General features: G+C 58.1%; 23 protein-coding genes and 1 pseudogene. 9 read left to right on the top strand and 15 right to left on the bottom strand.

Features of this window, described 5'->3' with window-relative positions; genetic code table 11:
• Positions 1-265 precede the first annotated feature (265 nt).
• From ACI94_RS00245 to ACI94_RS00215, 7 genes are all read left to right on the top strand, one after another.
• Entirely contained in the window at positions 266-1138 is an 873-nt protein-coding gene (locus ACI94_RS00245; RefSeq protein WP_150468693.1) for a DUF368 domain-containing protein, read from the top strand.
• A gap of 64 nt (positions 1139-1202) precedes the next feature.
• The gene (locus tag ACI94_RS00240; protein WP_066954737.1) at positions 1203-2075 is read left to right on the top strand and encodes a methanogenesis marker 12 protein; all 873 of its coding nucleotides are present in this window, start codon (positions 1203-1205) and stop codon (positions 2073-2075) included.
• Between the two features lie 70 nt (positions 2076-2145).
• Complete coding sequence (gene hxlB / locus ACI94_RS00235; protein ID WP_066954739.1) at positions 2146-2763, top strand: 6-phospho-3-hexuloisomerase; 618 nt, start codon at positions 2146-2148, stop codon at positions 2761-2763.
• A 165-nt stretch (positions 2764-2928) separates the two neighbouring features.
• Positions 2929-3474 (top strand): pyruvate ferredoxin oxidoreductase subunit gamma, encoded by a 546-nt coding sequence (locus tag ACI94_RS00230; protein WP_066954741.1) that lies wholly within the window; start codon positions 2929-2931, stop codon positions 3472-3474.
• Complete coding sequence (locus ACI94_RS00225) at positions 3474-3734, top strand: 4Fe-4S binding protein (protein ID WP_066954744.1); 261 nt, start codon at positions 3474-3476, stop codon at positions 3732-3734. The genes ACI94_RS00230 and ACI94_RS00225 overlap by 1 nt, the downstream gene beginning before the upstream one ends.
• Positions 3734-4888 (top strand): pyruvate ferredoxin oxidoreductase, encoded by a 1155-nt coding sequence (gene porA / locus ACI94_RS00220; protein ID WP_066954748.1) that lies wholly within the window; start codon positions 3734-3736, stop codon positions 4886-4888. The genes ACI94_RS00225 and porA overlap by 1 nt, the downstream gene beginning before the upstream one ends.
• Positions 4889-5800 (top strand): thiamine pyrophosphate-dependent enzyme, encoded by a 912-nt coding sequence (locus ACI94_RS00215; protein ID WP_273259290.1) that lies wholly within the window; start codon positions 4889-4891, stop codon positions 5798-5800.
• On the opposite strand, the gene ACI94_RS00210 is transcribed toward ACI94_RS00215, so the two are convergent.
• From ACI94_RS00210 to ACI94_RS00140, 15 genes are all read right to left on the bottom strand, one after another.
• Positions 5775-6350, bottom strand: coding sequence for a LysE family translocator (locus tag ACI94_RS00210; RefSeq protein ID WP_066954754.1), 576 nt, complete (start codon positions 6348-6350; stop codon positions 5775-5777). The genes ACI94_RS00215 and ACI94_RS00210 overlap by 26 nt on opposite strands.
• Positions 6347-6961 carry a DUF5803 family protein gene (locus ACI94_RS00205; RefSeq protein WP_083524722.1) on the bottom strand — a complete coding sequence of 205 codons (615 nt, stop codon included), beginning with the start codon at positions 6959-6961 and terminating at the stop codon, positions 6347-6349. Before ACI94_RS00205 ends, ACI94_RS00210 begins: the two co-directional genes overlap by 4 nt.
• A complete protein-coding gene (thrC, locus tag ACI94_RS00200; protein ID WP_066954757.1) occupies positions 6901-8106 on the bottom strand; it encodes a threonine synthase in 1206 nt (401 codons plus the stop codon). The genes ACI94_RS00205 and thrC overlap by 61 nt, the downstream gene beginning before the upstream one ends.
• A gap of 72 nt (positions 8107-8178) precedes the next feature.
• A complete protein-coding gene (locus tag ACI94_RS00195) occupies positions 8179-8922 on the bottom strand; it encodes a metal-dependent hydrolase (protein ID WP_066954761.1) in 744 nt (247 codons plus the stop codon).
• A gap of 9 nt (positions 8923-8931) precedes the next feature.
• On the bottom strand, positions 8932-9729 hold the full coding sequence (locus tag ACI94_RS00190; RefSeq protein WP_066954765.1) for a nitrilase-related carbon-nitrogen hydrolase: 798 nt from the start codon (positions 9727-9729) through the stop codon (positions 8932-8934).
• Positions 9726-9935 carry a hypothetical protein gene (locus ACI94_RS00185; RefSeq protein ID WP_066954768.1) on the bottom strand — a complete coding sequence of 70 codons (210 nt, stop codon included), beginning with the start codon at positions 9933-9935 and terminating at the stop codon, positions 9726-9728. The genes ACI94_RS00190 and ACI94_RS00185 overlap by 4 nt, the downstream gene beginning before the upstream one ends.
• Positions 9932-10585: a MarC family protein gene (locus ACI94_RS00180; protein WP_066954771.1), complete on the bottom strand. Its 654-nt coding sequence runs from the start codon at positions 10583-10585 to the stop codon at positions 9932-9934. Before ACI94_RS00180 ends, ACI94_RS00185 begins: the two co-directional genes overlap by 4 nt.
• Positions 10586-10864: 279 nt before the next feature.
• Positions 10865-11314: a nucleoside-diphosphate kinase gene (gene ndk, locus ACI94_RS00175; protein ID WP_066955434.1), complete on the bottom strand. Its 450-nt coding sequence runs from the start codon at positions 11312-11314 to the stop codon at positions 10865-10867.
• 5 nt (positions 11315-11319) lie between these two features.
• Positions 11320-11511, bottom strand: a complete 192-nt coding sequence (locus tag ACI94_RS00170) for a 50S ribosomal protein L24e (RefSeq protein WP_066954774.1) — start codon at positions 11509-11511, stop codon at positions 11320-11322.
• A 2-nt stretch (positions 11512-11513) separates the two neighbouring features.
• Positions 11514-11723, bottom strand: coding sequence for a 30S ribosomal protein S28e (locus ACI94_RS00165; protein ID WP_066954776.1), 210 nt, complete (start codon positions 11721-11723; stop codon positions 11514-11516).
• Between the two features lie 7 nt (positions 11724-11730).
• Entirely contained in the window at positions 11731-12099 is a 369-nt protein-coding gene (gene rpl7ae, locus ACI94_RS00160) for a 50S ribosomal protein L7Ae (protein WP_066954779.1), read from the bottom strand.
• A 183-nt stretch (positions 12100-12282) separates the two neighbouring features.
• Entirely contained in the window at positions 12283-14283 is a 2001-nt protein-coding gene (locus tag ACI94_RS00155; RefSeq protein WP_066954782.1) for a DUF2298 domain-containing protein, read from the bottom strand.
• The gene (locus ACI94_RS00150) at positions 14273-15253 is read right to left on the bottom strand and encodes a lysylphosphatidylglycerol synthase transmembrane domain-containing protein (protein WP_286680945.1); all 981 of its coding nucleotides are present in this window, start codon (positions 15251-15253) and stop codon (positions 14273-14275) included. The genes ACI94_RS00155 and ACI94_RS00150 overlap by 11 nt, the downstream gene beginning before the upstream one ends.
• On the bottom strand, positions 15237-15956 hold the full coding sequence (locus tag ACI94_RS00145) for a dolichyl-phosphate beta-glucosyltransferase (protein WP_066954788.1): 720 nt from the start codon (positions 15954-15956) through the stop codon (positions 15237-15239). The genes ACI94_RS00150 and ACI94_RS00145 overlap by 17 nt, the downstream gene beginning before the upstream one ends.
• Complete coding sequence (locus ACI94_RS00140) at positions 15949-17181, bottom strand: NAD(P)/FAD-dependent oxidoreductase (RefSeq protein WP_286680944.1); 1233 nt, start codon at positions 17179-17181, stop codon at positions 15949-15951. Before ACI94_RS00140 ends, ACI94_RS00145 begins: the two co-directional genes overlap by 8 nt.
• A 111-nt stretch (positions 17182-17292) precedes the next feature.
• Here ACI94_RS00140 and ACI94_RS00135 point away from each other — a divergent pair, with 111 nt between their 5' ends.
• Together ACI94_RS00135 and ACI94_RS00130 are read left to right on the top strand one after the other, a co-directional pair.
• Complete coding sequence (locus ACI94_RS00135; protein ID WP_286680943.1) at positions 17293-18459, top strand: tubulin/FtsZ family protein; 1167 nt, start codon at positions 17293-17295, stop codon at positions 18457-18459.
• Between the two features lie 9 nt (positions 18460-18468).
• Positions 18469-19111: pseudogene (locus ACI94_RS00130) on the top strand (hypothetical protein); the annotation flags it as partial.

Raw genomic sequence — 19111 nt, 5'->3', positions numbered from 1 at the left:
ATGCGGGAACGCCGAACTCCTGTGAGTGGGGAAAGGTTAATGCTCGCGGATGAGTCATTCTACGTGAGTCATTCTACGATTTGGCGTCTCTCAATGGGAGCATATTTGTCGTGAGTCCATCTATATAGGTTTGATAAGGAGTAGTTGAATTGAGAGTGGTACACATCCTGAATGAGATCGGGCGTTCTTTGGCTGCCTTGGGCGCACAACTCTCCGTCAGTTGTAGTGATAATATTGCCTGCATAAAATCCCGGGGAGTTGGGTCATGAACCGGGGACAGGGCCTCCGGGAATATGCCGGGATCTACCTGCGCGGTCTCGCGATGGGGGCCTGCGATGTCATCCCTGGAGTGTCAGGTGGGACGATCGCTCTTATTACAGGAATTTATGAGCGGCTGGTCGGGGCCATCGGGAGTATCGACCCTGCCTCGGTAAAGCACCTCTTTCGAGGCGATTTTAGATCTTTCCGGGCCGATATCGAGAAGATTGACATCCCGTTCCTCATCGTTCTCCTTGCCGGCATCGGCACTGCATTCCTTCTGATGTCCGGGGTGATCCTTACCCTCCTCTCCGACTACCCGGTAGCAACCTACTCCTTCTTCCTTGGCCTGATCCTCGCTTCTGCGGTGGCTATATTCCTCGAGATCCGTTCTCCGAATGCAGCCACCGTCGCTTACCTCATCGTCGGGACTGGCGCCGGCTACCTCCTCGGGGGCCTCGGTCACCTTGATATAGGTCACTCCCTCCCGATCCTCTTCTTCACCGGAATGGTGGCGCTCTGCGCCATGGTCCTCCCCGGGATCTCAGGGGCTTACATGACCCTCGTCCTCAACCAGTACGAGTTCATGCTTGCGGCGCTCCGGTCATTCTCGCTCCCCGAGATCATCTCCTATATCGCCGGCGGTGTTGTGGGGCTCCTCCTCTTCACCAAAGCCCTCAAGTACCTCCTTGCAACCTATCCGGGGGCGATGCTTGCGCTGCTTACGGGGCTGATGCTCGGTTCGGCGAGGATGCTCTGGGATAAAGGGGCTGCGGCCGGTGATATGCTGACCGGTGGCTGGGTCTTCTTCCTCGTCGGTCTCGTCATCGTCGGCGCGGTGGAGTTCGCAAAGAGACGGTATCAGGCCAGGACGGCCTGATTCCTGTCTCAATGTACCGGACGATCCAGTAACTTACTTTCACCCAGAGGTGTAACGGAATATAATGTTCATTGGCATCGACCACGGCACTACTGCGATGCGTTTCTCCAGCGGAAGTGCGGAATTTAAGATCTCTCGCGAGGAGGCCCGGAATTTCTCGGTCGAAGACCTTGAGCGTCTCGCCCCCCTCGACGAGATCGAGGGTATCGCCGTCTGCTACTCAATGGGCGATGGTATCTCGGCCATCACCGATATCAGGAAGGTTCGCAACCGTGGCGTCGTATCTCAGGAGGGGGCCGGCAAGCACATCGGCGGCGGGACCCGGGTCTACGACGCGATCAAAGAGAGCGGTCTACCGGCCATCGTCATTCCCGGGCTTCACCGTGGGTCGCCGACCGATCCGCGGTTTAAGGTATACTCCCACCAGGCGAGCCCGGAAAAGATCGGGATCCTGTATGAGGTTGTTCACAATCTCGGTGAAGATGTCGTGGTCTGCGACGCGAGTTCGAACACCGTCACCCTTCTTGTGACCGGCGGCCGGATCACCGGCGCGTTCGATGCCTGCATCTTTGCGCCCGGCACGCAGCACGGTCCTCTTGACGTGGATGCTATCCGGCGGATTGATCATGGCGACTCCACCGCAAACGACGCCTTCCTCCATGCGGGCGTGGACCATACGATGCCTCCGGATCTACGGGTGGAGACGATGGCCATGTTTGCCGCAATGGAATGCGCCGCGATGCTTCTCCTAAACCCCGGGGCGAAAGTCGCTCTCGCGGGCTCCATGGCGCCCGCCATTGCGCCTGGTGTGGAAGCCCTCCTCTCCCGAAAGGTAACCGTCTATGACGAGTGGTGTGCGGCCCGGGGGCTCGCCCGGATCGCTCGCGATGTCTTCTCGGGTGCGACCGGGATCCTCGGACTCGCGGTGGAGCGGTGAACCCTTCCGGCTTCGTATTCCTTTATATGGTGCAGGGGTATAGTGAAATAACGGAGGATCCGCACGAAGCATGCCGCTCGACTGCCCCAGTATCGCTGATCTTATGCTCATGATGACGTCGCGCCTCGAAGAGGCGGCACGCTCTATAGATGAGGAGGGCGCAAACCAGTTCCTCAATGAGATTCTCAGCGCGAAACGGATATACCTCGCTGGCGCCGGCCGTTCCGGCCTCGTGGCACGGGCGTTCGCCCAGCGTTTGATGCACCTTGGGTTTGAGAGTTATGTCATCGGTGAGACGATCACACCCGCGTTTGGGCCGGAGGATGTCCTTGTCGCGGTCTCAGGCTCAGGGGAGACGCAGTCGGTTGTGGATGCCTGCGAGACCGCGAGAGAGATTGGGGGAAGGATCTGTCTTATCACATCAACACCCAACTCACATATCGGGCGCATAGCTGACTGCATCGTCGAGATCGGGAGTGATCGGTTCAAAAACCCGGATATCCCACGGGATTTTGAGATCCGTCAACTCACCGGGCAGTACCGATCGATATCGGGGTCGTTTGCCCCGCTTGGGACGCTCTTTGAGATAGCGGCGCTGGTATTCTCCGACGCAGTCGTATCAGCCCTGATGGAAGTGCGGCACTGTACCCCTGAGGATCTCAAGAGCCGGCTTGCGAATGTCCAGTGAACTGGGTTTACCTCGATATCTCCCCTGCACAGACTCCTGCCACCGGCAAAAGTTATGGTGTCTGCGAGGCAACGGATGTTTCAAGATGCCCACGACTCCGACGGGTCCAGATGGGTGTCAGTTTATTTATATTATTAATCATTAACATTTAAAGGGGGTTTTTGTTTGAGAGAGTTACGCATTCATGGCAGAGGGGGTCAGGGTTCCGTGACCGCCGCTGAACTCATTGCTTTTGCGGCATTCGAGGGCGGCATGTATGCCCAGGCATTCCCGGCCTTTGGCGTAGAGCGACGAGGTGCCCCTGTTCAGGCATTCGTCCGCTTCAGTGATAAAAAAATCCGGCTGCGCAGCCAGATATACGAGCCTGACTACATCATTGTGCAGGACCCAACCCTGATTGGAGATGTTGATGTCTTTATGGGCATGAAATCAGGGGGTGTCGCTATCATCAACACTGAGAAAACCGATTTCGATTCCCGGGTCCCGGAAGGCGTGAAGGTTTATACCATCGATGCGACGACCATTGCTCTCGAGGAACTGGGCGTGCCCATCACCAATACAACCCTGATGGGCGCTTTCGCCGCGGCCACCGGTGAGATCAAGTTCGAATCCCTTGAACATGCACTGCACAATCGGTTCTCAGGGAGTATGGCCGATAAGAATGTCCGAGCAGCAGAGCGCGCGTACCGCCAGCTCGGGGGTGCTGCATAATGGCGCTGCGGGTCGGGTGTGTCGCGGCTCCAGGCCGGGCGACTGAGAATAAGACCGGTGCATGGCGGGTCTTCAAACCGGTGTTTGAGCCTGAGAAGTGCTCGAGATGCGGGATGTGCGCTATGGTGTGCCCGGAAGGGTGCGTCCGCGAGACGGAAGAAGGCACATTTGAACCAGATCTCGACTACTGTAAGGGATGCGGCATTTGCGCGGAGATCTGTCCGAAGAAAAGCATCCGGATGGAGAAGGAGGAGAAATAATGCTGGAGTTTATGGAAGGGTCACATGCGGTGGCCGAGATCGTGAAACGTTGCCGCCCGCAGGTGATCGCAGCCTACCCGATCACACCGCAGACGCACATCGTCGAAGATCTTGCACAGATGGTGGCGAACTGTGAGCTCGATGCCGAGTACATCACGGTCGAGAGTGAGTTTTCAGCTCTCTCTGCCTGTCTTGGTGCAAGCGCTGCAGGTTCACGGGTCTACTCGGCAACGACCTCCCAGGGGCTTGCCCTGATGTTTGAGGTCTGCTTTAACGTGGCCGGTATGCGCCAGCCGGTCGTGATGACCATTGCAAATCGGTCCCTTGGTGCGCCGCTCTCGATCTGGAACGATCAGCAGGATTCGATTGCCCTGCGTGACTCCGGATGGATGCAGTTCTACGCGGAGGACAACCAGGAGACGGTCGATCTCCATATGATCGCGTACCGTGTCTGTGAAGACCATGACATCCTCCTCCCGGCGTTTGTCTGCTTTGATGGGTTCATCCTCTCGCATACCTACGAGCCGGTCGCTATGCCATCCCAGGAAGAGGTCGATGCCTACCTGCCTGCGTTCACCCCATACCAGAGGCTTGACGCTGCAAACCCGCTGAGTTTTGGGATGTATGCAACACCCGAGTACTACATGGAGTTCCGCTACGAGATCGACCGGGCGATGCAGCGGGCCAAGCAGGCGATCATCAGGGCCGGACGCGAGTTCGGTGAGCACTTCGGCAGGGACTACTCTGCTCTCGTCGAGGGTTACCGCCTCGATGACGCCGATACCGCGCTCGTCGCCATGGGCTCTATCTGTGGCACTGTAAAGGATGCTATCGACGAGATGCGCGAACAAGGACGAAAGGTCGGGCTCTTAAAGATCCGGACGTTCCGGCCGTTCCCGGCCCCTGAGATCGCGGCTGCCTTAAGCGGCGTCTCGACGGTGGCGGTGCTCGACAAGAACATCTCGCTAGGTAACGGCGGTGCGGTCGGCACCGAGGTGAAGGCGGCTCTCTATGGTTCTGGTGCGGCCGTCTACGACTACATCATTGCTCTCGGTGGACGTGACGTTCGGAAACGCGATATCGCTGCGATCGTCGACCTTGCTGAGAAGGGGAAAGGAGATATGTTCTATGGACTACGGACGGAGGTGCTCTGAATGGCCGAGGTAGAAGGAGGGGGATGTGAACTCTTCTCGGCAGGGCACCGGGCGTGCGCAGGATGCGGTCCGGCGCTTGCGGCCCGGCTCATCCTCAAGGCAACCGGGAAGAATGTCATCGTCGTCGCCGCGACGGGATGCATGGAGGTCTTCTCGACGCCCTACCCGGAGACCGCGTGGGGCGTTCCCTGGATCCACTCGCTCTTTGAGAACCCTGCGGCGGTTGCATCGGGCATCGAGGCTGCGCTGAAGAAGCAGGGCCGCAACGAGAAGGTCGTCTGCATCTGCGGCGATGGGTCCACGCTCGACATCGGGATGCTCTGTATCAGCGGAGCCTTCGAGCGCGGTCATGACATCACCTACATCTGCTATGACAACGAGGCCTACATGAATACGGGTATCCAGCGTTCGGGCGCGACGCCGTATGGGGCGAGCACCACAACGAGCCCGGCCGGGTCGTGTTCGCTTGGCAACCCGCGTCCGAAGAAGGATATGCCCGCGATCCTCGCCGCTCATGGTGCGCCGTATGTCGCGACTGCATCGATCGCCTATCCGAACGACTTCGTTCAGAAGGTTGAGCGTGCTATCAACACCCCCGGTCCCTGCTACATCCAGGTGCACACACCCTGTTGCACAGGCTGGGGCTTTGAATCCGGCGAGACGCTTGCCATGGCCAAGCTCGCCATCGATACCGGTCTCTGGGTGAACTACGAGATGGTCAACGGCGTGGTCGAGAAGGCAAAGAAGGTGAGGCGCAAGCCGGTCGAGGAGTACCTCGCGAAACAGAAGCGTTTCCGGCACCTCTTCAAGCCATCACGACGTGACGACGTGATCGCGCAGATCCAGGCGATCGCCGATACCAACGCCGAGCGGTTCGGGATCGACATCAAGCGGAAAGAATCGTCAGAATAAAGTACAGCCCGAAGATAACCATGGCGAGTCCGCTCGCCTGCACTACTTTTTTGTAATGGCGGCCGAGCACGTTTGCTCCCCGTGAGACTGCAATGGCAAGGAGCCCGAGCCAGAGAATATCCGCACCGATGTGTCCGAGATAGAACTCGACGAACGACGGATGAAGTGCAAGAAATCCGACACCGAACGTGAGCCACCAGACCCACCAGTAGGGGTTGCCGAGTGTGCAGGCCATTCCGAAGACGACCGGTGCCCCGGTCTCCTCCTTCGCGACGACGTTCTCATTTGCATGGAGGAACTGCCCGACCCCGAGCGCGATGAGTACCCCTGACCCGAGAAGGGCAATGAGGTTGATATGCGGGATATCGCGCACGCCATAGGCTACGGCTGCGACCATAAGGGCTTCAGGAATGCCGTGCCCCGCAATAAGCCCCGCAACGAACGGCGCCGGTCGCCGCGCGCCAAGGCCGAGGACCGAGGCGGTCATGGGGCCGGGGGACGCGGCCCCGGAGATGCCTATCAGGAACGATGCGGCAATGACATCGATCATCCCTCTCTCCTCCACGATGATATGACGAGGGGGAGGAGCAGGACGAGCGCGATCGTGAGCCATATGGTGCCGAAGGTGGTGAGCAGGATCTCGCGTTCGGGGGAGTAGAAGCGAACCTCTGCAACCGCGATCTGATCCCAGGATACCTCCGTGGTGCCGTTTGGCCCGGATGAGATGGTGCCTCCCGGACTGATCATGCCAATGAGCGGATTTCTGACATCAAACCCTTCCGGGAGGCTGATAGTTATGGCATACGGCTTATCGAGCGCCGCAACAAGGTAGTTGTCCCTCACGGGAGCCCGGTAGGTAATGGTGTAGTTCCCTTCAGGGAAGGTGATGACACCCCGACCTGCGTCCTGGTACTCGACCGGGCCATCCGGACCGAGCACCTTCAGATCCTCGACCTGGAGCGGCACCCGCTCTCCGAGGACTCCCGGACTCCATAGTGTGTGCTCGCTTCCCGTGACCACGATCGAGGCTTCATAGGCAGTGCCGCCCGGGAGTACCCGGAAGGTGGCTTCCTCTGCCGCTGCCGGGGCGCAGATCAGTATCAGCGCAAGACAGAGAGTAGCGAGTGCAGGTCTGCGTCGATCTCGATGGGGGGCTCGCATTGTCGTATCACTGTTTCAGGATCTTTTAAGAGATGACCGGTCACCACACAAACGATCCGCTCATCCTTATCGATCAGTCCTTCTTCGGCGAGTTTCCTTACTCCGGCGACTGAGGCTGCGGAGGCGGGTTCGACCCCGATCCCCTCTTTTCTTGCAAGGTCGCGCTGCATGGCAAGGATCTCCTCATCGGTCACGGCCGCTGCCGTTCCACCGGTCGCCCGGATGGCGACGAGCGCTTTTTCTGCGTTCACCGGGGCCCCGATCCGTATTGCGGTCGCAACGGTCTCGGGCGCGGTCTCAGGGACCAGCACATCGAGGTTCTGCTGTATTGCTCTCACCACCGGTTGTGATCCGGCCGCCTGGATTCCGGTCATCATCGGCAGCCGGTCGATGAACCCGAGGGCTTCAAGTTCCTTAAGTCCTTTGTAGACAGCGGAGATGTTCCCTGCATTTCCGACGGGGAGGACCAGCCGGTCGGGCACCTCGCCGCCGAGTTGATCGATCGCTTCAAACCCGATTGTCTTCTGCCCCTCCAGTCGGTAGGGGTTGACCGAGTTTAAGAGGTAGATGCCCTGGCTGATACAGAGTTCGTGTACCATCTCGAGCGCCTTATCAAAGTTGCCGCGGATGGATATGACCCGGGCACCGTGCATCAGGGCCTGGGCGATCTTGCCGAGGGCCACTTTTCCCGCGGGCAGGAGGACGACACAGGGTATGCCACCCTTTGCCGCGTAGGCAGCAAGGCTTGCAGAGGTGTTCCCGGTACTTGCGCAGGCGACGGTCGACATCCCGAGTTCCCAGGCCATACTGACACCTACGGTCATCCCCCGGTCTTTAAACGAGCCGGTCGGGTTCATTCCCTCGTGTTTGGCGTAGAGTTCGGGGAGGCCAAGTTCCTTTCCTATATTCTTTAGGTGATAGAGCGGTGTGCCGCCTTCCTGAAGGGTTATCGGCTCGCCCTGAACCGGGAGGAGTTCACGATAGCGCCAGACTGAGATGGGGCGCCGGTTCCACTCGCTCCTAGAGACATCAATGCTGTCCAGGTCATACTCAACGGTCAGGAGGTGTCCGCAACGGTTGCACGTATAGATTATCTGGTCTGATGTGTAGGTTGCACCACAATGAACGCAGACGAGATGGTACATAAAAAATCGTTGATCGCCCAAATACGTATAGGTATGGTTCCTTGCCCTGGGCCGGGCCGCGCACGAATCTCCTCATCGGCGTCGTTGCGGCCGGACGCGGCTTACGAGTATGAAGAAGAGCCAGAGAATTGAGGTGGCGGCGAGCGCAAGATACCAGAGATCCTCCGGTGATGCGGTGGTCACGAGCGGCGCGATGAGTATCCCGACCGCCGTCAGGGCAAGTACGATGGTGAAGGCTGCTGGGCGAACCTCCAGGTTCCCCTGTGTCTTGACGTGGCCCGCTATCCGCCGCCGGGAGAAGGGGTAGAGCCAGGCAACACCGCCCGGGGTGCAGGTGTCCTCCATGAGGTGGAGGATGCACCCTGCAAAGAACGCGCATCCAAAGGCTGGAAGGAACCTCGGGGATACACCCAGCCAGGTGAAGATGAGGAGCAGGTATACGGTGAGGATGAGAGATGTCAGCCCGACACCTGGGAGCGAGTGGAGCAGTCCCCGGTGCCGATGATGGTAACTCTTCCGCAGGATCAGCGAGAATATCAGGGACAGTGGGTAATAAATGAGGTACCTGATGGTATAGCCGAAGATTGGAAGTACAACCGCAAAGCCGTTTAGAATCTGTCCTTTCTTCCCTCTCACCCCGCCGATCCGGCCGTTAAATATTGCCGCATCGGCGGCGTCGGCGTCCGGTGCAAGCGATCCGATGAAGACGCCGAAGAGGAGGACGGCGATCAGAACTGGGTCGATGGTGGTGACGAGAGGGGCGATAAGGAGCCCTGCCGTCGCGAGACTGAGCGATACGTGCTGATCACCCCGCATTGAATATCTCTACAGTTTTGAGAGCAGTCTCTGATAAAGGTCACTTTTGCGGTCTGAAAGTGAAGGAAGGCTTAATCGGGATTCATGAACCTTTGTCGGGTCGATCCTCGCCATGAGAAGTTCTTCTCCCTCCCCTCCGCGGGCTATGACTGTGCCGTCTGGATCTGTGGCGAGCGATCTGCCGCAGTAGGTCCCATCTGGACCTTGGGCTGTGTTGACCCCGGCCACGTAGTAACGGTTTTCGAGAGCCCGTGCAGGGAGCAGGATCTCCCAGTGGTGAATCCGGCAGCAAGGCCATGCGGCGGGGACCAGGACACACTCGACTCCGGCGAGTGCATAAATGCGGAAGAGTTCGGGGAAACGAAGGTCATAGCAGACGGCAAGTCCAAAGGTCGTCCCGTCAACGACGAAGGTCGCGATATGGTCGCCCGCCGTGTAGTTGCAGTCCTCCCTTCCGGGAGAAAAGAGGTGAATCTTTGCGTAGGTTGCAAGGATATCCCCGTCTGGACCGAGCACCACGACGGTATTCTTGGGACGGTCTCCCTGCCCAGTCTCGATGATGGATCCGACAATTGCTATGCCGTTTTTCTCGGCGATCTCGCCAAACGTGGTGGTGAGCGGCCCGCCCAGGGGCTCTCCAGCCTCGTTCGGGATCTTTGGGGACCACCCGGTCACGAACTGCTCGGGAAAGCAGATGAGCGACGCTCCGGCTGTTGCGGCCTCTTTGGCCATCCTGTCGACGACCCCTAGCATTGCAGGCCTGTTCTCACGACCACCGGCAACCTGGGCAAGCGCTATCTCTGTCATCGCTGCGGCGACTCTACCTCCAGGCTCCGGCTGGAGAGAACAAGCATTGTGGCCCCGATGACGACGAGAGCGGCGAGTATCACCATGATGTACGGGGTAAAGGGGATAGGGACTGCAAACGTCTGTGCTCCGATGAGGGCCCCCGCTATGATAATGCAGGTACTGACGAGGACCACCCCGGGAAGTATTAGGTCATGATACTTCATATGGTACCTCCAGATAGTATGGGGAACGCGGTTTTGAGTCCTATAATGATGAACTGGACCGCAATTGCGATGAGTAGCATACCCATCAGCCGGTTGACTGCACGGTACTCCCGCTGGCCGATGCGCCGGACGATATCGTCAGAGCGCTGCATCATGGCGTAGGTGAGTCCGATTGCCGTGACGGCGGCGAGTATCACGATTGCAATGGCAGCAGCTCCCATCACTATTGCCTCGTTCATCAGTACGATCACGGATGTGATGGCCCCGGGTCCCGCGATCATCGGGATAGCGAGCGGCATGATTGCAATATCGTCTGCATCCTGCCTCTCGTACTTCTCGGTTGCTGTCATCTTCGTCCGTGAGGTCTTTGCATAGACCATGTCCATGCCGATGCCGAAGAGGAGGAGACCACCGGCGATGCGGAATGCCTCGATGGTGATCCCAAAGAGTTGCAGTATCCAGCCGCCGGCGACGGCGAAGAGCAACAGAATGATCAGGGCGAACCGGTTTGCCTCACCTGCGATCTTGAGTCTTGCAACCTTATCCAGCGTCCCGGTGAGAGAGACGAAGATCAGGGTGGCTGCGAGCGGGTTCACTACGATGATGATCGAAGAGAAACTCAGCAGCGCAAAACTCAGGAGATCTGCCATTGATGATCAGGTATGCGGCGGATTCGATATTATCTGTTGTGGTTTAGCAGAAGGATGGTTGCTCTTTATTTTATCCGCGGAAATCGGCTTTGGCAAGGATTTTTCCACCGGCAGGCTCTAGCGTGCAGGGTTGCCGGTGCGACAAGCAATGCTTGCGGTTTGGGTGCGGTGGGACGATGGAGTTCCTGCTGGCATCTGGGTATTGCCCCATGCGCCGCTGCCCGACCGGACGCTCGTGAAAAAGGTTGTTTTTCCGCCGGCATTCGGCGGTTTCACTCTTTACTCGTAGAGAACGGATTCGTCGATCCGGGAGTAATCGATCAGCTCATCGGGAGCGAAGTGAATACCAAGCTCGCGGGCGGCGCTCTCGGGGGAGTCGGATGCGTGGATCACGTTCCGTCCGATATCAAGGGCGAAGTCACCCCGGATGGAGCCCGGTGCAGCCTCGGCAGGATTTGTGGCGCCGATCATCCTGCGGACGACCGCAACAGCATCTTTCCCTTCCCAGGCCATCAGGAAACAGGGTCCGCTCATTATGTAGGATGCAAGACCCGGGAAGAAGGGTTTCTCCAGGTGTTCCCGGTACTGCTCAATCACTCTCTCCTTGGAGAGACGTTCGAGTTTTGCCCCTACGAGTTTGAGCCCCTTTGCCTCAAACCGGGAGATGAACTCCCCGATAAGTCCGCGCTGGACACCGTCGGGTTTGACCATCACAAAGGTGCGATCCATGCTGATCACTCTTTGCCACGTGCCTTGCGTCCCGCTGCGGTCCACTCGACACGGCGGGGCACCCGGCCGAGCCGGTAATTGTTCTGGCACTTTGTGCTGCAGAAGTAGTAAACGGTCCCGTCTTTGCGGACAAACATCTTACCGGTACCGGGCTCGAGGGGCTCTCCACAGAAACTGCAGATGTATTTGTCGACCATGGTTACCGCCTCGAGAGTTTCTTGGCCTCACGTTCGGTCTCAAGCAGCGAGAGGATGTCACCTTCCCTGATGGGGCCCATGGTGTTGCGGGTGATGATCCGCCCCTTGTTCGGGCCATCGAGGACCCGGCACTTGACCTGCTTGGCTTCGCCATGCATGCCGGTCGTGCCGATGATCTCGATAACTTCTGCGGGCGTTCCGTCGTCTACCATAATTTACTCACTCTCTCAGCGCAGCAATCTGCTTTGCTATCTCTTCGACGAGGTCCTTTGCCTTGCCCGGCTTGACGATGGCGGCCGCAGCTGAGCCGACCTCAAGGCCGCTCGCGGAGCCGATATCGTTCTGCTTTGAAATGTAGACAAAGGGAATCTGTTTCTCTTCGCAGAGAAGCGGCAGATGCATCACAATTTCTTCGGGCTCAACATCGGCTCCGATGAGAACCAACTGGGCAATGTTTCGCTCGACTGCTTTTGTTGCCTCGTTGGATCCCTTCTTCACCTTACCGGTATCTCTTGCGATCTCAAGGGCCTCAAGGGCCTTATTCTGGATCTCTTCCGGAACTTCAAATTTTACGTATGCCTTTGCCATAACTCACCTCTTTCAGGGGCAGTTCCATGCTGCTCCATCATCATTCATCAGTAGCGTAGCTGATCGAATGCGCTCTATTATGTCACTAGGAAGAGTGATAAAGGTTTGTTATCATGCTCCTCCGAGAGAGGGAACTGTTTGACCATTTTCATGCCTGCCTCCCCGGCATGCAGGCCAGCGCTGTTAGGCGGGAATTCGGTAGATCTGGACACCCTGGGCATCATAGATGAGTTCAAGCGTCTCCGTTGGGATCGAGACGTTGTAGCGGTCGTGCTCCTCAGCACCCACATATAGGAGCGTGGCATTGTATGCCCGCGCAAGGTCGAGGGTCCGTGACGGCTCTTCGTAGATTGCCTGCACGTCAGCGCTCCGCTCGGGTATGCGTCCCTCATCTCCCCGCCACATGTACTCGTGGAACGGCATACCAATGATGGTCGGGATACCGGTAAACGACGATACCCGTGAGTAGTAGGTGTAGTCCCCCCCCTCCGCCTCGATGATGACGTGGTCCCCGGGAAGTTCCCGGAGAAACGCGATCGCCGCCGCATCCCCTGGGTGAGAGCTCTCAAGATACGCTGCCCCATCAAGTGTGTGGCTCCCGTAGCCGAAGTCGACGTTGATTGCAAAGGGTGCAATGAGTAGGATTCCCGCCGCGAGGACTGGTAGTACCCTATCTATCCTTGCGGGCATGCGCCGCTTGGTCTCAATATTCTCGAGCCACTTCCCGATGATGACGGAACTGGCCGTGCCAAGAAGAATCCAGGCAGGAAGGTAGAACTTAAAGACCGTGTTCATGCGGAAGTAGGTCTCCCCCATATTGTCCACAAGGTAGACGAGCTCGGGGAGAATGATGATCACGAGCCCGAGGATGGCAAGGGTATCGGCGGTCGAAAACTCGCGGCGGGCGAGGAGGTAGATGAGCGGGACGGCAGCGATGGCCGCAGCCGGGTAGCCGGCCAGGACGAACGGCACCGCGACGAGGAGAAGGTAGGGGCGCTGCTTGATCTCCGGTGCGCAATAGGCGACCAGCACCGCAAGGAAGAGGCCGTGGATCAGAAGGAACTCTACGGGTTCGGATGGTGTCGGGACGATCGCGATCCCCCCAATGCCGGGGCTGTTGAGTTGCAGATAGAACGGGAGGTAGGAGAGGATCGCGAGCGGCGGCACCGCCGCAAGCATCATCCAGGATCTCTCCCTGTCCCATGCAAGGTTCCCATAGCGCCACCAGACAAGGAGGCCGAAGACCAGCGTGACCGGTGCATAGACAAGTACATCCCAGGAATTGATCCCCGGCATGGAGCCGAGGGAGAGAGCGGCAAGCCCGCAGAGGAGTGCACGCCCCCGCATCGAGAGGGTCCCCCACCGCATATAGGCAAAGACCAGGAGGAAGAGCAGGAACCCCTGGTTGAAGATACTCATAACGTGCGGGTGCACATCGCCCCAGAGCATTGAGAAGATCGGGTACTCGTTGATGGTGTTTGTGATCGTCCGTGTGCTCATCCAGAGGACGTCGAACCACGTGTCTCCGATCAGGATGTGATAGATCGCGGAAGGGTTCGGGATGAAGAGAGCAAGCACCGGAAGCCACTGGTGGCGATCGAGGAGAAGGTGCCCTAGGGCGTAGAGCGAGACGACGGCGAGGCCAAGTACCGTCGGAAGGGCGAGGTTGAACGTGACCGTCGACGGCACCCCGGCCGTAAGCCCAAGCGCCCCGGTCATCCAGTAGCCGATGTAATAATAGACATCCAGCGTCCCTCCGGCATACCAGGGATCGAGCGGCGGCACGACCGGCTCGCGCATGATCGACGCGAGGATTGCGTGGTCCATGAACTTCTCGGCATAGGAGATGGTCGGGTTGATCCAGCGCACTTCAAGCATGAAGAGGAACGGGACCAGGAAGAGAAGGTCCCATGAAAGCCCTGATCGCAGGCGCTCCTGCGTGTAGAATCGCCGTGCTCCAGCGTAGACGATCACAGCGACGAACGGAAGAAGGGCAAGAATAATTGGAAGGCCTAACAGGCAGCAGTACCAGGAGACAAACGTGAAGAGGAGGACCGACGCCGGATACGCAGCGGCGGCCGCGAGGTTGCCAAGGGTGCGGTCAAGGATCGGCCAGATGGCAAGTTGGAGCAGTTTGATTACGGCAAGCCAGAGCAGCACATGAACGAAAAATTCACCCGCCAAACGTATCCTCCTTCTCAATCTCGCGGTTGAAGGCTTTCTTTAAGAGGTCCATCGACCAGTCGCCGAAGTAATAGATCGATCCGACGCCCCCTATAAGCGTGACCAGATTCTTGGTCAGGTGGTCGATGACCGCGATCAACGTCGCCGTGACTGCCGGTGTTCCTGCAAGTCCGAAGGTTAGTGCGAGAGCGAGTTCGTACGTCCCCACCCCGCCCGGAGTGATCGGAACGGCTTTGACGAGGTTGCCGATGACGATCGCAAGAATGACGACACCGAATGGAACCGGCTCCTGGAACATCAGAACGACCGCAAAGCAGACCAGTACATCGACGAACCATATGAGAAGCGAGGACCCGCTGAGCGCGATGAGAGCCCGCGGGTTGAGGGAGGCCTGCTTCACCTCATCAAGCATCCTCTGAATGACAACGATGATCCTGTTCTCGGACTTTACCCGCCCTGATCCGAGGAGCACAAGAAAGAAGATTCCTCCTGCGGCGAGGGGGATGACGATGGCCGTGACGAACCAGTCGGGGACAGCGAGAACTGCCAGGATGAACGGGAGTGCGAGGGCACCAAGCACTGTGATCATGAGGATATCAAAGACACGCTCGACGACGAGTGATGAGAAGCCCTGTGAGTAGGTGGCGTCGTCCTCATGCTTGAGGATGAACATCCGCACAAGATCGCCGAGCCGTGCGGGGACAATGAGGTTCGCCGTCTGCGAGATGAAGATACAGGCGGTCGAGAACCCGAGGTTCTTTCTAATATCGAGCCCCTGCAGTATGAACCGGTAGCGCAGCCCCCGAAGGATCCAAGCAGCAACACAGATCCCGATGGCGGCAAAGAGGAAGGGCATCACGGCGTGCTCAAGCGTCAGCAGGAGGTCATCCCAGACACGGTAGAGCATGTAGGCGACGATCCCGACTGCGACCAGGGTGGGGATGACAATCGCGCTAATTTTTTTCCACATGGAGTCTCCACCAGAGACGCACGATCGCTGTTCCCATCTCGATTACATCCTTTCTACGCACCGTCGTCCCCTCGCCCTGCCGCCATTGTATGGGAAACTCGCATATCCGGTAGCCGCTCCTCTGCCCGCGCACTAAAACCTCGGTATCCCAGAACCAGTGATCGGCGGTCACGGAAGGCAGCAGGGCGAGAAGCCGTTCACGCCGGAACGCCTTGAACCCGCACTGGTGATCGTGGAGAGAACTTCCGAGGATCGTCCGTACGAGAAGGTTGTAGCCCCGGCTTGCAATCTCTCGCCCGCCGCTTCGGGTGATATCGCTCTCTGGAAGGAGGCGGGAGCCTGTTGCGATATCGTAGCCATCCCGAATGGCCCCGATCAGCTCGGCGAGGTGGTGCATATCGGTTGCGAGGTCGACATCGTAGTAGCAGACGATCGATCCCGACGCTTCGGCGAACGCACGGTTAAGCGCCCGGCCTCGTCCGAGCCGCTCGTCGCTATGCAGAAGTCGGACCCGGGAATCTTTCGCCTCGTATTCCCGTACGAACTCAGTGCTCCCGTCGGTGCTCCCGTCCTCAGCGACGATGAGTTCAAACCTCCCCGGTGCGATTGTCTCGAGTGCCTCCAGCGACTCTGGTATAGCCCTCTTAAGCGCCGCGAGATCGTTGTAGACCGGCAGGACGGCAGTTACCTCGATCTCACGCATCCGGGTACCTCGCAAGAACTCTCTTTGCCACTTCCTGCCCGGCGATGACCGATCCATTCATGCTCCGCTCAGGATAGTTCGGCGGGCTGAACATTCCGGCAAGATAGAGCCCATGCTCTTCGTAGGCCGGCAGACGATCCCGAAGACCTGTTGTGTAGATCGGGCCTGCGTATGGGTCCACGGCAAGCCGGTGCCAGTGCACCTCGTCTTCGCTGACGGAGAACCGTCTGCAGAAATCGCGAAGCATTGACTGCTCGAATCCCTCCGGGAGGCGCTTTGTAAAGTACGATGCAAGATAAACGATATGTTCGCCATACCAAGAGAGCGGGGCGAAGTTGGTGTGTGAGACCACAGCACCGTAGGGGGCTGTATCTTTCATGTTCAGCCAGTATATGCCATTGGTCACATCCCGGTCGAGAGCGAGAGTCATGCAAGCGGCGCCCTGATACGGTACCGGATTCATATCAACATTGGCCAATTCTGCAGTCACCTGCGGGGGGACAGTCGATATGACACAGTCGTAAGCGCTCCCGTCTACGACCCAGCCGTCTCCCTTCCGCCGGATCTCTTTGACGGGCGTATCAAGCATGATCGAGGCGCCCTTTCTCGTTGCTTCTTCTACAAGCCGTGCAACGAATTGCTGGAAGCCTCCTTTTAGATATCCCAGGCGCTCGCCTCCTGCGCCCCTGTCCGATCGGATGGCTATGCGGGATATGAGCCAGGCTGCAGAGACCTCATCGCAACGGTCCCCAAACTTGCTCTTTAGGAGCGGCTCGAAGAATGAGGCATAGATCCCGGGACCGAGGTTCTCCAGGATGAATTCCTTTGCAGTAATGCCATCAAGCGCAGATACATCAAGCCTCCGTGAACGCAAGGTCAGTAGGCCGAGGCGGGCCTTTTCGGTGAGTGTGAGGTGGGGGTAACGAAGGATCTCGATTGGGGTGGTGAGCGGGTGAACGATCCCATCGACGTAGTAGCCGGTGGACCCTCGGAGCCATTCCAGCCTATCGGTCACCTGTAATCTGTCAAAGAGATCAAGCAGGCTGACATCGCCGGCAAAGCAATGATGATAGTACTCCTCGATCCAGTAATCTCCGATCCGGTACGAACCAAGGCAGCCGCCCGGGATGGGCCTCTTCTCGAAGAGATCCACCTGATGCGTTCCGGCGAGTTCGAGAGCCGAGACCAGACCGGATAAACCTCCCCCCACAATGCAGATCTTCATCGCTCACTCCTATCTGGAATTAATAAATGACTTTTTGGCAATAATGTATGTATGGTCTTTATACATAAGTGTGGATATAATTAATTAGTCAATATGAGGGTGTGAAGCTGAATGAGGGTCTTCTTTATAGGGTTCGGTCAGGCTGGGGGCAAAATTGTCGATATGTTCTTAGAACAGGACAAACGCATGCAGACCCAGAGTTTCAGAGGCATTGCGGTGAATACCGCGCGCACCGACCTGATGGGACTCAAAAATATCGATCTCAAAGATCGGCTCCTGATCGGGCAGACCGTGGTCAAAGGCCATGGTGTCGGGACCGATAACGTGACCGGCGCGCGGGTCGCGGCTGATGAGATCGATTCAATCATCAACGCTATTGATTCTCGAGGAACGCATGATGTCGATGCCTTTGTCATCGTCGCCGGTCTTGGTGGCGGGACAGGCTCCGGGGGATCGCCGGTTCTTGCCAGACACTTAAAGCGCATTTACCGTGAGCCGGTCTATGCGATCGGCATCCTGCCGGCTCCGGAGGAAGGCAGGCTCTATTCGTATAATGCAGCGCGTTCCCTGAGTACGCTGGTGAACGAGGCGGACAACACTTTTATTTTCGACAACAGTGCCTGGAAGAACGAGGGAGAGAGCGTTAAAGACGCTTATAATCGATTGAACGACGAGATTGTCCGTCGGTTTGGCGTGCTCTTCCGCGCAGGTGAGGTTGGCAGGGCGGGCGTCGGTGAGATGGTCGTGGATTCGAGCGAGATCATCAACACTCTCCGCGGTGGGGGTATCAGTTCTGTGGGATACGCCATCAGCGAGAGGATCAGCCCCCGCACGAAGCAGAGTCAGGGGCTCCTCTCCGGCCTGTTTCGCAAGAAGGAAAAGACCGAGGAAGTGCTGACCGGGGAGGATAAGTCGGCGAAGATCATCGCTCTTGTTCGGCGTGCGATGCTCGGGCGTCTCACCCTGCCATGCGATTACTCGACGGCTGAACGCGCTCTGGTCCTTCTCGCGGGGCCGCCCGAGGAGATGGACCGGAAGGGCGTTGAGAAATCGAAGAGCTGGGTGGAGGAGAATATCGCCGGCGTCGAGGTGCGTGGTGGGGATTACCCGGTGCAGAGCGATTACGTCGCTGCGGTGGTGGTCCTTGCGACGATCGGGAACGCTCCCCGGATCACCGAGCTCCTTGAGATTGCAAAGGCTACAAAGGAAGATGTTCTGAAGTCGAAAGAGAAGCGCTCGACCATGTTCGACGACGGCATAGAGCCGCTGTTCGAGTGAGGAGACGTTATGAAGGCAAACATCAGCAGATGGATCATTCTCCTGCTGGCACTGGTCTGTGCCGTGCAGGCGGCATCGGCGGCAGGCTTTGACGTTAAAACTCAGACTATCAGTGATGTTAAAACTCAGACTAGCATCCCGGAGGGCGATACTCTCGAACCCGGTCAGGAGGTGAAAGCGCATTACGTGCTCACCTATAGCATGTTCACCTCTGATGATGGGAGCGACGAGACGATTAAGTTCCGCACCGAGCTCCGGGATCCCTCATGGAGGTTCACTGTCTTCCGTGATGGGATTGCCATCTATACTACCGAGAAGCCGGTCCTGTCGGAGTTTGATATCTCCTATGGTGAGGGCAATATCGAACTGGATGCCCAGGTGCACGGCACCGTGCCCACGAGCACGAGCGAGACAGTTCTGGTGACCAAGATCGAGCACCTGCAGGATACAGACGTGAAGAAGACCTATTCCGTGACCCGCAAGGTCGTGAGCGCGGAGCAGGTCCAGGGCTCTCTCTCCGCCCAGCAGCAGCGCCTCAAAGACCTGAAGGCCGATCTCGATGAGAAATCCGCACAGGGTGTGGATATCTCCGCCGCCCAGGCCAAGTACAACTCCGCGAGTCAGGCGCTCACCAGCGCTGCATCGGCAGGCC

It is taken from the genome of Methanoculleus sp. DTU007, from assembly GCF_001512385.1.
GTDB classification, from domain to species: domain Archaea; phylum Halobacteriota; class Methanomicrobia; order Methanomicrobiales; family Methanoculleaceae; genus Methanoculleus; species Methanoculleus thermophilus.
Note: the sequence above shows the minus strand (reverse complement) of the source record. Positions and strands in the feature narration are given on the sequence as shown.

What these genes read in the sequence shown, in the direction of transcription:
- ACI94_RS00245 (WP_150468693.1), top strand. Translation starts at nt 266, where the DNA reads ATGAACCGGGGACAGGGCCTCCGGGAATATGCCGGGATCTACCTGCGC.
- ACI94_RS00240 (WP_066954737.1), top strand. Translation starts at nt 1,203, where the DNA reads ATGTTCATTGGCATCGACCACGGCACTACTGCGATGCGTTTCTCCAGC.
- hxlB (WP_066954739.1), top strand. Translation starts at nt 2,146, where the DNA reads ATGCCGCTCGACTGCCCCAGTATCGCTGATCTTATGCTCATGATGACG.
- ACI94_RS00225 (WP_066954744.1), top strand. Translation starts at nt 3,474, where the DNA reads ATGGCGCTGCGGGTCGGGTGTGTCGCGGCTCCAGGCCGGGCGACTGAG.
- porA (WP_066954748.1), top strand. Translation starts at nt 3,734, where the DNA reads ATGCTGGAGTTTATGGAAGGGTCACATGCGGTGGCCGAGATCGTGAAA.
- ACI94_RS00215 (WP_273259290.1), top strand. Translation starts at nt 4,889, where the DNA reads ATGGCCGAGGTAGAAGGAGGGGGATGTGAACTCTTCTCGGCAGGGCAC.
- ACI94_RS00210 (WP_066954754.1), bottom strand. Translation starts at nt 6,350, where the DNA reads ATGATCGATGTCATTGCCGCATCGTTCCTGATAGGCATCTCCGGGGCC.
- ACI94_RS00205 (WP_083524722.1), bottom strand. Translation starts at nt 6,961, where the DNA reads ATGCGAGCCCCCCATCGAGATCGACGCAGACCTGCACTCGCTACTCTC.
- thrC (WP_066954757.1), bottom strand. Translation starts at nt 8,106, where the DNA reads ATGTACCATCTCGTCTGCGTTCATTGTGGTGCAACCTACACATCAGAC.
- ACI94_RS00195 (WP_066954761.1), bottom strand. Translation starts at nt 8,922, where the DNA reads ATGCGGGGTGATCAGCACGTATCGCTCAGTCTCGCGACGGCAGGGCTC.
- ACI94_RS00190 (WP_066954765.1), bottom strand. Translation starts at nt 9,729, where the DNA reads ATGACAGAGATAGCGCTTGCCCAGGTTGCCGGTGGTCGTGAGAACAGG.
- ACI94_RS00185 (WP_066954768.1), bottom strand. Translation starts at nt 9,935, where the DNA reads ATGAAGTATCATGACCTAATACTTCCCGGGGTGGTCCTCGTCAGTACC.
- ACI94_RS00180 (WP_066954771.1), bottom strand. Translation starts at nt 10,585, where the DNA reads ATGGCAGATCTCCTGAGTTTTGCGCTGCTGAGTTTCTCTTCGATCATC.
- ndk (WP_066955434.1), bottom strand. Translation starts at nt 11,314, where the DNA reads ATGGATCGCACCTTTGTGATGGTCAAACCCGACGGTGTCCAGCGCGGA.
- ACI94_RS00170 (WP_066954774.1), bottom strand. Translation starts at nt 11,511, where the DNA reads ATGGTCGACAAATACATCTGCAGTTTCTGTGGAGAGCCCCTCGAGCCC.
- ACI94_RS00165 (WP_066954776.1), bottom strand. Translation starts at nt 11,723, where the DNA reads ATGGTAGACGACGGAACGCCCGCAGAAGTTATCGAGATCATCGGCACG.
- rpl7ae (WP_066954779.1), bottom strand. Translation starts at nt 12,099, where the DNA reads ATGGCAAAGGCATACGTAAAATTTGAAGTTCCGGAAGAGATCCAGAAT.
- ACI94_RS00150 (WP_286680945.1), bottom strand. Translation starts at nt 15,253, where the DNA reads ATGTGGAAAAAAATTAGCGCGATTGTCATCCCCACCCTGGTCGCAGTC.
- ACI94_RS00145 (WP_066954788.1), bottom strand. Translation starts at nt 15,956, where the DNA reads ATGCGTGAGATCGAGGTAACTGCCGTCCTGCCGGTCTACAACGATCTC.
- ACI94_RS00140 (WP_286680944.1), bottom strand. Translation starts at nt 17,181, where the DNA reads ATGAAGATCTGCATTGTGGGGGGAGGTTTATCCGGTCTGGTCTCGGCT.
- ACI94_RS00135 (WP_286680943.1), top strand. Translation starts at nt 17,293, where the DNA reads ATGAGGGTCTTCTTTATAGGGTTCGGTCAGGCTGGGGGCAAAATTGTC.